The organism is Rothia sp. HMSC061C12 (assembly GCF_001815755.1).
Lineage (GTDB): Bacteria > Actinomycetota > Actinomycetes > Actinomycetales > Micrococcaceae > Rothia > Rothia mucilaginosa.
Map to the genome: position 1 here is coordinate 62892 of NZ_KV821875.1, position 15663 is coordinate 78554.

Below are 15663 nucleotides of genomic sequence, written 5' to 3' on the forward strand. Positions count from 1 at the left end.
CCCCCCCCCCAGATCCAAAGAACAGCTCAACAAAAACTGCTGGCACGCAAAAAACTGCTGGCATGCAAAAGTGCCGCCAATACCCTTTCAGAGTATTGGCGGCACTTGAATCACTCACCTTGCGGCGAGTATCAGATATTCAGAGCCTAGCCTATAGAGGCTGAGCTATTAGAGGCTGCGGCGGCGCAGGAGCATCAGTGCGGCACCAGCAATCAGAGCTGCGGCGCCAACGCCTGCGATACCTGCAACACCCTCAGCACCGGTGTGTGCCAGCTGCTGCTTCGAGGAGGAGGAAGCCTGAGCCGAGCCCTTGGTGCCGGAGACGCCTACAGTGTGGCCCTTGGAGCTAGAGGAGGTAGCAGCGGATGCGTTACCAACCTTAGCCTTGGGTGCCTGAGAAGAGGGCATGCGGGTCTCGGTTACGACAACCGAACCGTCTTCGCGCATTTCAGCGGTGAAGACGCTGGTGGTGCCGTCGCCGTTATCGCGAACGGTGGTGCTCTCGTCCTCGGTAGCTGCCGGCAGGGTCGGTGCGGGGTTGTTCGCATCGCTCACGGTGGCGGTGGTGACTGCAACCTGGTGTACCGGGCCGTTGGGGTCGCTGGTTGCCACCATTGCGTAGGCGTAACCGGGCTGCAGCAGTTCAGCAAGAACGCTGACCTTGACGCGGAAGGTGCCGTTCACGATTTCAGAAGCGGGTACGTCGTGGGTTGCCAGAGCGTCGCCGGTGATGTTGCCGTTTGCATCCAGGCGGAAGATAGCGATCTGCACACCGTTAGCGACGGACTCGTGGGTGAAGCCGGAGCCGTTGAAGGTCAGGACGTTGTACTGATCGTTCGGGTTCAGGGAAGCGTCCTCGGTGGTGAGGGTTGCGTTCTCGGGTGCTGCGGGAGCCTCCGGAGCGGGGGTCTCGTCAGCCTTGGGGGTCTCAGTCTTAGGTGCTTCCGGAGCAGGAGTTTCTTCCTTGGGTGCTTCAGTCTTGGGAGCCTCGGGTGCCGGGGTCTCGTCAGCCTTCGGGGTCTCCGGTGCCGGGGTCACGGGAGCGGGAGTCTCGTCAGCCTTGGGGGTCTCCGGTGCCGGGGTCACGGGAGCGGGGGTCTCTTTGTTCTTGGGTGCCTCGGGAGAGGTGGACTCGGTGACCTTGAAGGAGGAGAGAGCCACGAGCTTCTGGTCAGCCTGAGCAGCCTGAGGGTTGCTCACAGCAACCAGAGCGTAGGAAGCGCCGGCGGGCAGCTTGCTTGCCTCGACAGTGAAGGAAGTCTTGAAGGAGCCATCCTGAATCTGGTCCGCAGACACGGACACGGTGGTGATGGCGTCACCGGTAATCTGCTGGTTCTCATCCAGCGCGTAGATGCTGACCTGAACGCCGGGGCCGACCTTCTCGCCGTAGAAGCCGGTACCAACAACGCTCACGGTGTTAAACTGCGCATCACCGGAGAAGCGTGCGTTCTCGATGGAGACGAAGGGGTTAGCCTGCTTCGCCTCGGGAGCCGGGGTGGAGGGAGTGGTGGGCTCGGGGGTTGCGGGAGCAGGGGTCTCAGCCTTAGGAGTCTCAGCCTTGGGGGTTTCAGCCTTAGGAGTCTCAGCCTTAGGAGTCTCAGCCTTAGGTGCTTCGGTTGCCTCAGCCTTAGGAGCTTCAGCCTTAGGAGCTTCAGCCTTAGGAGCCTCGGTTGCTTCAGCCTTGGGAGTCTCTGCCTTAGGAGTCTCTGCCTTGGGAGCCTCGGTAGCCTCAGTCTTAGGAGTCTCTGCCTTGGGAGCCTCGGTTGCCTCAGCCTTAGGTGCTTCAGTCTTAGGAGCTTCAGCCTTGGGGGTCTCGGTTGCGTTGCCGCCGGGCAGGGAAGAAGTCTGAGCAGTTGCCTTCTGGTCGACAACCTGCTGCTGCTGATCAGCGGGTGCTTCTGCCGCGAAAGTTGCCGGGATTGCTGCCACGGAACCAGCAGTAAAGGCTGCCGCTGCTGCGATCTTGTAAACGCGACGGGTAGTCTTCGACATTTTTCCTCGATCTCTGAATTATCGGTGGTGAACCTACGCGGTGTGCCTCCGTCTTTGAGGGGCGCGCAGATTCACACATGGGTGTGACTGCTAAAAGGCTAACACCCAACTCTGAGTCTTCTGCCTTCTTAATGCCCGCTTTAAGTAACTGTAATGAAATCGTTATAAAACCACCCCTAAAGTTGAGAGTTAATACAGACCAATTATGGTGTTTTGTGGTCATGTACTGACATATGAACGCCGGCAACCCTACATTTTGATTGCATTTGAAGAAAATATGATACTTTCCATGGATAATTTCACCCCAACTATTTCACCATAGTAAACCTTAAAGTCTCACGTACCACTTTATAGTTCCATCAAGTACTCCTTGATACCTCTCCCCCACCTATTCCCACCCCGCATGGCACCCGGACCAAAGCTCCACACAAGCCACAGACCTACCGGGCGCACCAACAAAAAAAGCCTCGCCCGCATCCCAAGAATCAGGAATGCAGGCGAGGCAAACACAAAACCCCGCATCAGCGGACGCAAGAGCACAAAGCTTAGCTCTCCTTGCGAATCACCTTGAACTGGCTGGGCTGCGCCACCGGGCGAATCGTAATGCGGTCAAGGTTCACGTGGTGCGGAACGTTCAGCGCAAAGGTCACGGTCTGCGCCACATCCTCGGCGGTCAGCGGCTTCTCAACACCCGCATAGACGCGCTCGGCGGCTTCCTTGGAACCCAGACGATTTAGGGAGAACTCCTCGGTGTGCACCATGCCCGGGCAAATCTCAATCACGCGAACGTTATATTCCGCTTCTTCCAGGCGGAGCGCCTCCGTCAGGCCGCGAGCGCCGAACTTCGCCGCATTGTATCCGGCACCGCCCTCGTAACCGTGCTCGGCTGCAGTGGAGGTCAGGTTCAGGATCGTGCCGTGACCGTTCAGGCGCAACGCCTCCGCGAAGGCACGCACCATGTGCAGAATACCGAGAACATTCATCTGGTACATCTTCAAATAATCGGTAGGCTTGCCGTCGGCAACCTTATCCACGCCAATAGCACCACCGGCAATATTGACCAGGGCGTCAATGGTGCCTTGCTCCTCCAGGATCTGCTCGGCAACAAAGCGGACGGAATGCTCGTCGGTCACGTCGCAGGTCACCGGGTGAGCGCCGGTTTCCGCGTAGAGAGTGTAGAGGCGGTCGGTGCGACGAGCCAGAGCATAGACGGTCCAGCCGCTTGCTACTAGCTGCTGCACGGTGGCTCGGCCAATACCGCTGGAGGCGCCGGTCACCACGGCAACTTTGCCGTCGCCGGTATGGGGCAGGAAAGGAGATGCAGGAATGTGGGTGTTCTCAGTCATACTTTAATCCTAGTAGAGTGATGCCCGCGGGTGCTCTGTTCGAGCAGACCCGCGGGCATGTATTTTGAAATTTTCGATAGCGAGATAGATGCCGACAATGCCACCATTCAGGACGAACGGTACAGACGCTGTCACACCTACTACTTGCGGCGACGAGGCAAACCCCAACGACTCCTGCCGCCGTCACGGAACCCGAGGCGGTGCTCAAAATACACGGGCGAGCTACTACCGGTCTTGATGGTGTCCGGAGGGACCGTGCCTTCACGCGCCGACATCAGATAAAGAATCGCGGCACCGGGCATGAACGCAATCAGAGGCAGTACGAAACGCATACGCGCCTCACCGTAACCGCTACGCACCGTCAAATGCCAGACGCACAACGCAACCAGCACCAGGTGCAGTATCAGCAGAACGGTTTCAGACGTGCCCAAACCAAAAATACTCAGAGAACTCATTGGCAACTCCTCAAAGGTCGTGTATCTTCAGTCTACGCCGCGCCCGCTCTGCTGAGAAGGATTCGTGGGCATTGATACTGCAGATTTTCGCGCATACACTGCAGGTAATCAGGGGCAGCAATATTAGGGGGTCTCTCCCCCATTACCGTTTCCACCGAGTTTGTCACTGAATCGCCGATTACTCCTCATATTGGGAACCTCCACATGACAGCAATACCGCACCAGCGCATCACCTCTCTTAAAGAGCAGCGCCAAGCACTCCAGCAGCGGGCGCGCACTATCCGTGCCGCCACCGGAACCCCCTATAGTTCTGAGGTGCATCTGCTGCTCGGGCAGAGCTACCTCGACCCCGCCAGCTGGCAGGAAATCACCGCCTCCAGAGGGGTACGCGCCGCAGTACGCAGGGCACAATTTGTGCGCCAATACAAGCCCCTCCTGGCACGTCTAGAAGCCGCAATCAAGCAGTACGAACAGGCAAGCACAGCGCAGAATTCCCCTGGAGCTGAGAGAATGCCGTGAATATGAGAAAATAGCCGTTATGGCTGAAAACATTTTGGGCTCAGACTCGCCCGTACAGATTAACGTTCCCGACCGCCCCGCCCTCGAAGGCCTCGAAGAGAAGCTCTCGCAGCGCTGGGCCGACGAGAAGACCTACGCATTCGACGAGAACACCACTCGCGAACAGGTCTACTCCATTGACACCCCGCCGCCGACCGCATCCGGCTCCCTGCACGTGGGTCACATGTTCTCCTACACCCAGACCGACGTCATTGCACGCTACCAGCGCATGACCGGCAAGAACGTGTTCTACCCCCTCGGCTGGGATGACAACGGCCTGCCCACCGAACGCCGCGTTCAGAACTACTACGGCGTTCTCTGCGATCCCTCCGTGGCAGACAACGATTCCTTCCGTGACCTGATCACCTGGAAGGCAGACGGCACCCCCAAGCCCGACCGCAGCCAGGCAAAGTGGCCGCGTATCTCCCGCAACAACTTCATTGAACTCTGTGAAGAGCTCGCGGTTGAAGACGAGAAGGTCTTCGAAAACCTCTTCACCACCCTGGGTCTGTCCGTTGACTGGTCGCGCACCTACCGCACCATCGACGCGCACTCCCGCAAGGTCTCCCAGCTCGCCTTCCTGAAGGACCTGGAAGCAGGCAACGCCTACATGGCAGAAGCACCGACCATGTGGGACGTCACCTTCCGTACCGCAGTGGCACAGGCAGAGCTGGAAGACAAGGAACGCCCCGGCGCGTACCACCGCATCAGCTTCCACCGCCCCAACGGCGAGAAGGTCTGGATTGAGACCACCCGCCCCGAGCTGCTGCCCTCCTGTGTGGCTCTCGTGGCGCACCCGGACGACGAGCGTTACAAGCCGCTGTTCGGCACCACCGTCACCTCCCCGCTGTTCGGCGTTGAGGTCGAGATTAAGGCGCACCCGCTGGCACAGCCCGACAAGGGTGCCGGTATCGCCATGATCTGTACCTTCGGTGACACCACCGACGTCACCTGGTGGCGTGAACTGCAGCTGGACACCCGCGCCCTCATCGGTCGCGACGGCCGATTCTCCCGCGAAACCCCCGAATGGATCACCTCCGCTGAGGGTCGCGAGCGCTACGAGCGCATGGCTGGCGCCACCGTCTTCACCGCACAGAAGACCGTCGTGGAAATGCTGGTTGAGGCTGGCGAAATGGACGGCGACCCCAAGCCGATTACCCACCCCGTGAAGTTCTACGAGAAGGGCGACAAGCCCCTCGAAATCGTTGCTTCCCGCCAGTGGTACATCCGCAACGGTGGCCGTGACGCTGCGCGCCGCGAGAAGCTCATCGAGCGTGGCCGTGAGATGAACTGGTACCCCTCCTTCATGCGTAGCCGCTACGAGAACTGGGTTGAGGGTCTGAACGGCGACTGGCTGATTTCTCGCCAGCGTTTCTTCGGCGTTCCCTTCCCCGTCTGGTACCCGTTGGACGCTGAGGGCGAGCCGGACTACGAGAACCCGATTCTGCCTTCTGAGGACATGCTGCCGGTTGACCCCGCCTCTCAGGCTGCTCCCGGTTACACCGAGGATCAGCGCGGCGTAGCGGGCGGCTTCATTGCCGACCCGGACGTTCTGGACACCTGGGCTACCTCCTCCCTGACCCCGCAGATTGCGACCGGCTGGGGCGTGGACCCGGACCTGCACGCAAAGACCTTCCCCATGGATCTGCGCCCGCAGGGTCACGACATTATCCGTACCTGGCTGTTCTCCACCGCTGTTCGTGCGGAGACCCTGGCTTCCTCCGTGCCGTGGTACAACACCGCGCTCTCCGGCTGGATTCTCGACCCGGACCGCAAGAAGATGTCCAAGTCCAAGGGCAATGTTGTGGTCCCGAACGAGGTTCTGGAGAAGTACGGTTCGGACGCTGTGCGCTACTGGGCTGCTTCCGCTCGCCTGGGTGCTGACACCGCCTACGACGAAGGCCAGATGAAGATTGGCCGCCGCCTTGCCATCAAGCTGCTGAACGCATCCAAGTTCGTGCTGAACCTGGGCGCTACCGAGAAGTCCGTCATCACTTCTCAGGCTCAGGGCCGCGTGCTGATTAACGCTCTGGACCGTTCCCTGCTGGCTCGCCTGGCGTACCTGATTGAGGAAGCAACCGCAGCGTTCGAGAAGTACGAGTACGCTCGTGCCCTGCAGATTTGCGAGAGCTTCTTCTGGTCCTTCACCGACGACTTCGTTGAGCTGATTAAGGACCGTGCGTACGGTGCTCGCGGCGAGCAGGAGCAGGCTTCTGTCCTGGCCGCACTGGCAACCACCCTGGATGCTCTGCTGCGCCTGTTCGCACCCTTCCTGCCGTTCGTGACCGAAGAGATTTGGTCCTGGTGGCGTGCAGGTAGCGTACACCGCGCCGAGTGGCCGCAGGCACTGCCCATTCTGGAAGGCACCCTGCTGGCTGAGTACTCTGCACAGAACCCGACTGCTGGCATTTCTGCTCAGTGGGTCCTGGCGGACGCTGACCCGGCTCAGATTGAGTCGCTGAAGCAGATCCTGCCGGATGTTGCTGAGGCTCTGGGCGGCCTGCGTAAGGCTAAGAGCGACGCGAAGGTTAAGCAGCGCACCGAGGTTGAGTCCGCAACTATTGCGGCTCCCCAGGCTCAGCTGGATCGCATTGCCGCTGGCATGGCTGACCTAAAGGCTGCAGGTAACGCTCGTGAGCTGTCCCTGGTGGCAGCTGAGGGCGAGCTGGAGGTTCGCGACGTTGTGCTCGTTGTGGAAGAAGCAGCTGAGTAATCGAATCTAACGTTCATTGCTTAGTGACATAACACCGAGTTGGTGTTGAGGACGGGGCGGTACCGATTGACGGTACCGCCCCGTTTTCTGTGTCTGCGGTTCGTTGGTTTCTGCAGGCAAGGTACCCGGAGAGCGTGATGCTCGACTGCGGGCGGTGCTTTGTATGGCGCTTTTACGACTCTGACTAGAGGCTTTACACATTCGGTACCCGCGGGTGCCCGTACCCATCCCTAGCACCTTCACAACCTCCTCCCCCAATAATGTGGGTTTTAGTCTGCTGTTCTGTAGGGATTATGTGGGATTTTCAATCCCTTTTTCTGTTCATCAATGTGCAAAGAGCATAATCAACCTTATGAGATTGACTGTCACTTTATGTATGATTGTTGATGCGAGGGTTTTACCATCAGGAACAACCCTCTATTCAACTTCAGCAACGGACAAATCACCGGTACGAGTAACGACATACCCCGACCAACCGCACGACAGTAAACCACCCGTCAGGCGCAGCGATGCGTCCTGACTCTGACCCGCGCCAAAGTAGGCGCACCCATAATTACTATGAATTCACACTCTTCATCTTCCGGATTACCGCAAGAGCCTCAGGCGAGGCAGAGCTCAACCCCGAGCACGCCGCCAGGAGCACAAGCCAACATTTCCCCCGATCAGCTTCAGCACTATCACACGAGCCTGAACGAGTACATCAGCCAGGCACGTGAACATGCCCAGGCGCTGCGTGCCAGCTACACCAACGAAGTGTATGAACTCTGGCTTCAGCATATTTCCACCAGCGCCGCCACCGATGAGGCGAGCATCGCCTCCGGTTCGTTGACCGCTCAGCAACTTGAGGAACTGACCCGCAAGTGGGTGCGCCTCATGCGTGAAAGCCGCGACATGCTGCACCACGAAAGCACTATTGCCGCCGCCCGCGCCGCGGTGGAGGCTAAGCCCCTCCCCGAGTAGGGTCACCCTTTATTTCTTTCGCGCGGCAACGCCAGCACTCCGCGTTGTACCGCGTTTTTCTGCGGCGGGGCTATCGAGCCAAGCGATTAAGCCCTGCCCGGAATGCGTACTTCACATAACCTGCCCCTTGCTATAGTTATGGATATTCAAAGACCCTAACTATGTTGCAGAAAGGGCGGGAATGTCCCACCAAAAACGCGTCCTGCGGCCTATACGTAGCGATGTTGCTCCCCCAGTCACCTCGCCACCGGTTTACCGTGGCGATATTGACACGCGCGGTGCGGCGCAAGACCTCGTGCCGCGTAGCTTCTGGGTTGATTTCTGGGACACTCTCTTCTTTATCTTCGCCGGCGTCGCCGCCCTCGTGCTGACCTTCATGATTCTGGCGAATACGGTCGGCCACTCTTTTTGGGGCGTGCCCATCGCCTTTATCTTCTGGGCGGTCACCGCGTACCTGACGCTACCGCGTTTTCACGCCATCATGACCCGCATCTACGTGCCCGATTACTTCATTGGGCGCACCCGCACCCCGGACGGCCTGCTCGGCGACCCGGTCAATATCGGCCTGATTGGTACCGAGGAGCAGATTCACCAGGTCATGCAGGATGCAGGCTGGACCCGTGCTGACGACGTCACCCTCGTCTCCTCGTGGAAGATTATTATCTCCACCATCACCCGCCGTTCCTACGCGGAGGCGCCGGTCTCCCCGCTAAAAATTTTTGGTAAGACGCAGGCTTTCGCCTACCAGAAGGAAGTGGACGGCAACCCCGAGAAACGCCACCACGTGCGCTTCTGGAAAACCCCGAACGGCTGGCTTCTGCCTGGTGGTCACCAGGTGGATTGGTTAGCGGCGGGCACCTACGACTCCGGTGTGGGTTTCAGCTTCTTCACCCTGCAGGTCACGCACCGCATCGATGCTGAAACCGACTTTGAACGCGACTACATTGTGGAGTCCATTCAGTACGCCCACCCGGAAACTCACGTTGAGATTCTGCACGATTTTTCCTCCGGCTACCACGCCCGTAACGGCGGCGGTGACGCGATCCGCACGGACGGCGCGCTCCCGGTCATCGTGCTGAACAATGAGGGTCTGGAGCCGCAGGAGCAGGAAGAAATTCACCTCTCCAGCGCGCACGACCTGGCGTACCGCATGCCGCTGAGTCTGCTGGTTGGTTCGGGTATGCTCATCGCCGTGACCCTCGCCGATATTGTCAACAGCGTCATTCTGGCGCTCAGCCGCCCGGCTCTGCGAGCCAAGCTGCTGGAGGAAGGATCCGGCGACGATCTTGATTTGCTGAGCCTATTCGATCAGGTGGATAGCGACGTGCTGCTGACCATCACCAGCGCGGTGTTGGTGGGCTTCGTAGCCGTCTATTCTGCGGCCCACCTCTTCCTGCTGTGGAGCACGCTGCGCGGCTCCTCCAAGGCTCGCCGTCTGGCCCTGCTACTGACGGCGCTAAACTTCATGGCGATTACCGGCGGCGTGCTGTGGGGACACCACTCCCTGCCGCTGTCCACGATTTTCTTCCAGCTGGGCGTTGCGGTGTTCGCAATGTTGGCGTTCACCTCGGACGAGGCGGTCCAGTACACCGCGACCCGCACCTTCCACATGCGCGACACGAAGATTGTGCAGCGCGCGACGCACCCGAAGGTTCTGGAGCGCAGGGCTCAGCGCAAGGCGCAGAAAGCACGAAAGACGGTTTCTGAAAACCGAAGCCGCCAAGTCTGACCCGCATCCGGCAATTCGGCACCGTTAGACAGAAATTACCGCCCGGTCAGTGTGACCGGGCGGTACTTTTATGCTCTGTTGAGGCTCTATCGCCGAGGGGCTCTGCCGAGCTCGGGGTTTTCGAGTCTTGGGGCTTCAGTCCCCGGCGTTTCGAGCCTCAGTTCCCGCTGTGTTTAGGCTTCGCCGTCCTCGCCGTGGAAAATCGGGCCCACGGTGCGGGGGCGCTTGAGCTCAAAGAAGCCGGGGTAGGAAGCCAGCGCCAGGGCGCCGTCAAAGAGCTTACCAGCCTCTTCACCGGCGGGGCTCGGGGAGATGACCGGGCCGAAGAAAGCGGTGCCGTTAATGGAAATCAGCGGAACACCCACATCGGTGCCGCCCACGGTCTCCAGTGCCAGATCCAGGGAGGCGCGCATCTGCTCATCGTACTGGTCGGTGAAGGCGACATCCACCAGCTCTGCGGGCAGGTTAACCTCCTCCAGCGCCTTGACGATTGCGTCGCGGTAGGAATCAGCCTTGTTCTTGTTGTGGTGAATCTGCTCGCCCAGAGCGTCGTAGAGGGGCTTGATGACCTCGTTACCGTGCAGCTCGCGCACAGCGGTAATGAGGCGGGCCGGCGCCCAGGACTTGTTCATCGCTGCCTGGTAGTCGGCGGGCAGGTCGCGGCCCTGGTTGTGCATGGACAGGGAGAAGGGGCGCCAGGTCACCTCAATGTTGCGGACCTTCTGCACCTCACCAATCCAGCGGGAGGTAATCCAGCACCAGGGGCAAATCGGGTCGAACCAGAAATCAACCTGTGCGGGTGCGTTCTCAGCCATGAGTGTTCCTCTCTCATACGGTTGCGCCAGCCGCTTCTATGAGCCGGCGCTTATTCTTCGGTACACGCTCTTCAGCACACGTTCTTCAGGACATGCCAGCGAGAGCAGTACCTGCTAGTGAGCCGTCACCCCGTATAACAGGGGCGACGGCTTCTTTATTCCCTAGCCTGTCGGCTGGAAGTATTCGGTTATGCCGCCTGACGGTCCGCTTCCTTCAGGGAGGCGGCCTTCGCCTCCCCCTTTACGGTGCGGGTGGTCTCGGTTTCGGGGTCGGGCGCCTGCAGCACGTAGCGGGGTTCCGTGCCGTTGAGCACGGTGTCCTCACCGATGACGATGGACACCACATCGGTGCGGTCCGGGATGTCGAACATAATCGGCTGCAGAATCTGCTCCATCATGGCGCGCAGGCCGCGGGCACCGGTGCCGCGTTCGGCGGCGAGGCGGGCAATAGCCGCGACCGCAGCGTCGTCGAGGACCAGGTCCACGCCGTCCAGGGCGAAGAGGTGACGGTACTGCTTGAGCAGCGCGTTCTTCGGTTCCGTCAGCACGCGAGCCAGCTCTTCTTCGTTGAGCTCACTCAGAGTCGAGATGACCGGCAGGCGGCCAATCAGCTCGGGGATAATGCCGTAGTGCGCCAGGTCCTCGGGCATGATCTGGTCCAGTGGGTTCTTCACGGAACCGCCCAGTTCAGCGCCGAAACCGATGCCGCCGGCACCCACTCGGGCTGCGATGCGGTCGTCAATATTGTCGAAGGCGCCAGCCACGATGAAGAGAATGTTCGAGGTATCAATCTCAATATTCGCGTGTGCCGGGTGCTTGCGTCCGCCCTCCGGCGGTACGGTCGCCACGGTGCCCTCAATAATCTTCAGCAGCGCCTGCTGCACGCCCTCACCGGACACGTCACGGGTGATGGAGAGGTTCTCGCCGCCCTTGCGGGCAATCTTGTCGATCTCGTCAATGTAGATGATGCCGCGCTGAGCCTTAGCAATATCACCGTCAGCGGCGTTGATGAGGCGCAGCAGAATGTTCTCCACGTCATCACCCACGTAGCCCGCCTCGGTGAGGGTGGTTGCGTCGACCAGGGCGAAGGGCACATCCAGCTTCTTCGCCAGGGTTGCCGCCAGGTAGGTTTTACCGCAGCCGGTCGGTCCGAGCATCAGAATATTCGACTTGCCCAGCTCCACCTGCTCCCCCGCGGTCGCCGAAAGAATGCGGGAGGTCAGCACCGGGTTATCAATATCGTGGATGCGCTTGTAGTGGTTGTACACCGCCACCGCCAGGGTCCGCTTCGCCGCGTCCTGACCGATGATGTAGTCGTTGAGGTAGCTGTAAATTTCGCGCGGAGTAGCCAGCTGAGATGCAGGCGCCGCCGCGGAGGATTTCACCTTCAGACGCTCTTCAGCGAGGATCTCCTCGCACAGCTCCACGCATTCGTCGCAGATGGAAACATTCGGGCCGAGCACAATCTTGAAAACCTGCGCGCGAGTCTTCTTGCAGAAGGAGCATCGCATGCTGGCGTTGGGCTGTTCGGGAGGCACAATGATGTCTGTGGCCACGAAGATTCCCTTTCGATCGGCGTGGTGAAATCGGTGCAGAAGGGTCAGTGACCTGATGTCTGCGGTGATTTCTTAGGAGGGGCACCGGTGGGTGGTGGGCGCCTTAGTTTGAGTGAGAAACCGGTATGAAATACTCGAATTTTCTCCTTCTCTAAGGCTACCGGAGTTCACCCCGGAACTCAGAATTACGCACCGCAAATGAACGGACTTACCGGGCATATGACAAAGCGCGTCTTTTATGACGGCGGCGAGGCTGATACTCCGGCATATGACGATAGGTATGTGACGCTAAAGCCCGGCAAGAAAGAGCAGGTCAACGCCACATATCAGCTTGGTTCGCCGCCCCCACCCGGCGGGTGCAAAAAGGGCGGCACCGCACCGCGCACCAGCCCGAAGGCTCGCACACGGAGCGATGCCGCCCCTCCCCCGAAAAACGCTCGGGAATATTCCTCAAAACTAAAGTTTAGGTGTGGGAAATAGCGGTGTTGGTCGCAGGCTTACGCAGCTTACGAGACTCCAGCACCTTATCGACCAGGCCGTACTCCAGGGCAGCAGCCGCAGTCAGAATGTTGTCGCGCTCAATGGAACGGTCAACTTCCTCGTAGGTCTTGCCCGAGTGCAGTGCCAGGGTCTGTGCAGTCCACTCACGCATACGCATAACCTCGTTCGCGTGAATCTCGATGTCAGATGCCTGACCGCCCTGCTGGCCGCTCAGCGCGGGCTGGTGAATCAGCACGCGAGCGTTCGGCAGTGCCAGACGCTTGCCGGGGGTACCGGCAGCCAGCAGAACCGCTGCAGCGGATGCCGCCTGGCCCAGGCACACGGTCTGGATCTCGGGGCGGATGAACTGCATGGTGTCGTAGATAGCGGTCATTGCGGTGAAGGAGCCGCCGGGCGAGTTGATGTACAGGGTGATGTCACGCTCGGGGTCCTGTGCCTCCAGCACCAGCAGCTGAGCCATGATGTCGTCAGCGGATGCGTCGTCCACCTGGGTGCCCAGGAAGATGATGCGGTCCTCGAACAGCTTTGCGTACGGGTCCTGACGCTTGTAACCGTAGGGGGTGCGCTCCTCGAAGCTGGGGAGCACGTAGCGGTTGCTCGGCATAGCCGGCGCCGAGGTGGTGATATCGTTCGGCAGGTAGTTCATGTGCATCTCCCTTATGCGTTCTTCGATTCGGGCAGCTTACCGGCGGTGGTCGCAATGTGGTCGAAGAAGCCGTACTCCAGGCCCTCTTCCGCGTTGAACCAGTTGTCGCGGTCGTTATCCTTCAGGATGGTTTCCAGGCTCTTGCCGGTGCGCTCAGCGGTAATCTCTGCCAGGCGCTTCTTCATGTCCAGAATCAGCTCAGCCTGGGTGCGGATATCAGATGCGGTACCGCCAATACCACCGAGGGGCTGGTGCATGAGGATGCGGGCGTTCGGGGTTGCGTAGCGCTTGCCGATGGTGCCTGCGGTGAGCAGGAACTGACCCATGGATGCTGCCATACCGGTCACCACGGTCACCACGTCGTTCGGGATGAGCTGCATGGTGTCGTAGATAGCCATGCCGGCGGTGACGGAGCCGCCGGGAGAGTTGATGTACAGGTAGATGTCTGCCTCGGGGTCTTCAGCCGAGAGCAACAGCATCTGGGAGCAGATGAGGTTGGCGTTGGAGTCGCGCACCTCGGAGCCGAGCCAGATAATGCGCTCCTTCAGGAGGCTGTTGTAGACGTAATCTTCCTGGGCACCAACGATGGGGGTTGCCATAGACGGCGCGGGCGCCACGCCGGCTGCCTGGGAGGCGCCGATGGGCAGAGGCATGTAGCTGGACATTCTTCCTCTTCTTCTCTAATGGGTCTTCGCTGCATCTTTGCGCGATTTACGCGCCGGAGCGCACGCGAAAAGTTTCGTTGCTACTACCTTACCGATAGTTGCTCTCCCCCGCTTCCCTTCGGGTTGTTCGTTCGCCAGGGGGTGAAGCACAGCGTGAAGCACAGCGCCCAGCATATGCGGTACTGACGAGCCTGCATGCGCATTCGGGGTGTTGCGGGGAGGAATTGCGGGCGAAGTAACTTGGGGTGAAAAAGAGCCTCAGCGGGCACCCAACCGGTAATTCGGTGGATGCCCGCTGAGGCTACACGTTTCAAGCAATCAGCGCACGCCCTCTAGCGGGGTGGCTTTTTGCAGACCGTGGCGGGATTTAGGCAGCTGCCTCTTCGCCCTCGCCCAGGTACTTGGACAGGTCAACAACGTTGCCCTTGGTGTCCTTGACCACTGCGGTCTTCAGCACTGCTGCCAGAGCCTTGGAGCGGCGAACCTCGCCGACCAGTGCGCCTGCCTGGCCGGAGCCGTCCAGCATCTGTGCGAACTGGTTGGGGTCCATGCCGTACTGGGAGCTCATGGTGATGATGTAGTTGATCATCTCAGCCTGGTCAACGGTCACTTCTTCCTTGTCCGCAACAGCGTCGAGAACCATCTCGTTCTTGAATGCGGTCTCGGTGTTCTCGCGAACCTCGGCGCGGTGCTCCTCGGTGTCGTGGCCTGCTTCAGCGTTGGGGTTGTTGAAGTGCTGCTCGAGCTGGTCCTCGATAACCTTCTCGGGGACGGGGATCTCAACGAGCTCAACGAGCTTTGCGAGGACCTTGTCGCGTGCCTGGGTGCCCTGCTCGGCAACCTTAGCCTCTGCAACCTGCTTCTTGATGTCTTCCTTCAGTTCTTCGATGGTGTCGAACTCGGAAGCCAGCTGTGCGAACTCGTCGTCAGCTGCGGGCAGCTCGCGCTCCTTGACTGCGGAGAGCTTGACCTTGATGACAGCCTGCTCGCCTGCGTGCTCGCCGCCGGAGAGCTTGGTCTCGAAGGTTGCGTCCTCGCCAGCGGACAGGCCGGTCAGAGCCTCGTCGATGCCGTCGAGCATGGTGCCGGAACCAATCTGGTAGGACAGGTCGTTTGCTGCGTCTACCTGCTCGCCGTCGATTTCTGCGGCGATGTCGATGGTCACGAAGTCCTTGTCAGCTGCGGGGCGCTCAACGGTCTTCAGGGTGCCGAAGCGCTCACGCAGAGCGTCCAGTGCCTGAACCTCGTCCTCAGCGGTGACCTCTACCTCGTCAACCTCAACCTCGAGGCCCTCGTAGTTGGGCAGCTCGATTTCGGGGCGGACGGTGACGGTGATGGTCAGCTTGAGGTCTGCCTCACGGTTCTCAGTGGAGGGCTGGGACTGAACGTCCAGCTCGGGCTGTGCCAGGGGGGAGAGTTCGTTCTCGCCCAGTGCCTGTGCGTAGTAGTCGTTCAGAGCGTCGTTCAGGGATGCCTCGACGATGTAGTCGAAGCCCGCACGCTGCTCGATGAGCTGCTTGGGCAGCTTACCCTTGCGGAAGCCGGGAACGCTGATCTGACCCGAGAGGTTCTTGTAGGTGCGGTCCAGGTAGGGCTTGAATTCTGCGAAGGGAACCTCGACCTCAATCTTTGCGAGGGTCGGGTTGAGCTTCTCGACGGCGGTCTTCACGTCCGTGATCTCCTCATATAGTTTCGGTGCGGCACGAATCGTGTGTGCCGCGGTTGCT

12 protein-coding genes are annotated in these 15663 nt (G+C 59.9%); 4 read left to right on the forward strand and 8 right to left on the reverse strand.

Annotated elements, in window-relative coordinates:
- Window positions 1–168 precede the first annotated feature (168 nt).
- The 3 genes from HMPREF3055_RS07335 to HMPREF3055_RS07350 all read right to left on the reverse strand — a co-directional run bounded on the left by HMPREF3055_RS07335 (window position 169) and on the right by HMPREF3055_RS07350 (window position 3793).
- Window positions 169–1992, reverse strand: a complete 1824-nt coding sequence (locus HMPREF3055_RS07335; protein WP_070690646.1) for an LPXTG cell wall anchor domain-containing protein — start codon at window positions 1990–1992, stop codon at window positions 169–171.
- A 545-nt stretch (window positions 1993–2537) separates the two neighbouring features.
- Window positions 2538–3338, reverse strand: a complete 801-nt coding sequence (locus tag HMPREF3055_RS07345) for an SDR family oxidoreductase (RefSeq protein WP_049363086.1) — start codon at window positions 3336–3338, stop codon at window positions 2538–2540.
- A 140-nt stretch (window positions 3339–3478) separates the two neighbouring features.
- Window positions 3479–3793 carry a hypothetical protein gene (locus tag HMPREF3055_RS07350; protein ID WP_044150362.1) on the reverse strand — a complete coding sequence of 105 codons (315 nt, stop codon included), beginning with the start codon at window positions 3791–3793 and terminating at the stop codon, window positions 3479–3481.
- Between the two features lie 204 nt (window positions 3794–3997).
- Here HMPREF3055_RS07350 and HMPREF3055_RS07355 point away from each other — a divergent pair, with 204 nt between their 5' ends.
- The 4 genes from HMPREF3055_RS07355 (at window position 3998) to HMPREF3055_RS07370 (ending at window position 9753) form a co-directional block, all read left to right on the forward strand.
- On the forward strand, window positions 3998–4312 hold the full coding sequence (locus tag HMPREF3055_RS07355) for a hypothetical protein (protein ID WP_070690642.1): 315 nt from the start codon (window positions 3998–4000) through the stop codon (window positions 4310–4312).
- 19 nt (window positions 4313–4331) lie between these two features.
- Entirely contained in the window at window positions 4332–7064 is a 2733-nt protein-coding gene (valS, locus tag HMPREF3055_RS07360) for a valine--tRNA ligase (RefSeq protein WP_070738748.1), read from the forward strand.
- 753 nt (window positions 7065–7817) lie between these two features.
- Window positions 7818–8024, forward strand: a complete 207-nt coding sequence (locus tag HMPREF3055_RS09345; protein WP_049342080.1) for a hypothetical protein — start codon at window positions 7818–7820, stop codon at window positions 8022–8024.
- 181 nt (window positions 8025–8205) lie between these two features.
- Entirely contained in the window at window positions 8206–9753 is a 1548-nt protein-coding gene (locus HMPREF3055_RS07370) for an LssY C-terminal domain-containing protein (protein WP_049352416.1), read from the forward strand.
- A gap of 173 nt (window positions 9754–9926) precedes the next feature.
- Here HMPREF3055_RS07370 and HMPREF3055_RS07375 read toward each other — a convergent pair whose 3' ends face one another.
- The 5 genes from HMPREF3055_RS07375 to tig all read right to left on the reverse strand — a co-directional run bounded on the left by HMPREF3055_RS07375 (window position 9927) and on the right by tig (window position 15605).
- Entirely contained in the window at window positions 9927–10568 is a 642-nt protein-coding gene (locus HMPREF3055_RS07375) for a DsbA family oxidoreductase (RefSeq protein WP_070738749.1), read from the reverse strand.
- A 188-nt stretch (window positions 10569–10756) separates the two neighbouring features.
- Window positions 10757–12079 carry an ATP-dependent Clp protease ATP-binding subunit ClpX gene (clpX, locus tag HMPREF3055_RS07380; protein ID WP_210399389.1) on the reverse strand — a complete coding sequence of 441 codons (1323 nt, stop codon included), beginning with the start codon at window positions 12077–12079 and terminating at the stop codon, window positions 10757–10759.
- Window positions 12080–12587: 508 nt separating this feature from the next.
- Window positions 12588–13277 carry an ATP-dependent Clp protease proteolytic subunit gene (locus HMPREF3055_RS07385; RefSeq protein ID WP_012903382.1) on the reverse strand — a complete coding sequence of 230 codons (690 nt, stop codon included), beginning with the start codon at window positions 13275–13277 and terminating at the stop codon, window positions 12588–12590.
- Window positions 13278–13282: 5 nt separating this feature from the next.
- Window positions 13283–13936, reverse strand: coding sequence for an ATP-dependent Clp protease proteolytic subunit (locus HMPREF3055_RS07390; RefSeq protein ID WP_005505718.1), 654 nt, complete (start codon window positions 13934–13936; stop codon window positions 13283–13285).
- A 367-nt stretch (window positions 13937–14303) separates the two neighbouring features.
- Window positions 14304–15605 (reverse strand): trigger factor, encoded by a 1302-nt coding sequence (gene tig, locus HMPREF3055_RS07395; protein ID WP_049345618.1) that lies wholly within the window; start codon window positions 15603–15605, stop codon window positions 14304–14306.
- Window positions 15606–15663 lie beyond the last annotated feature (58 nt).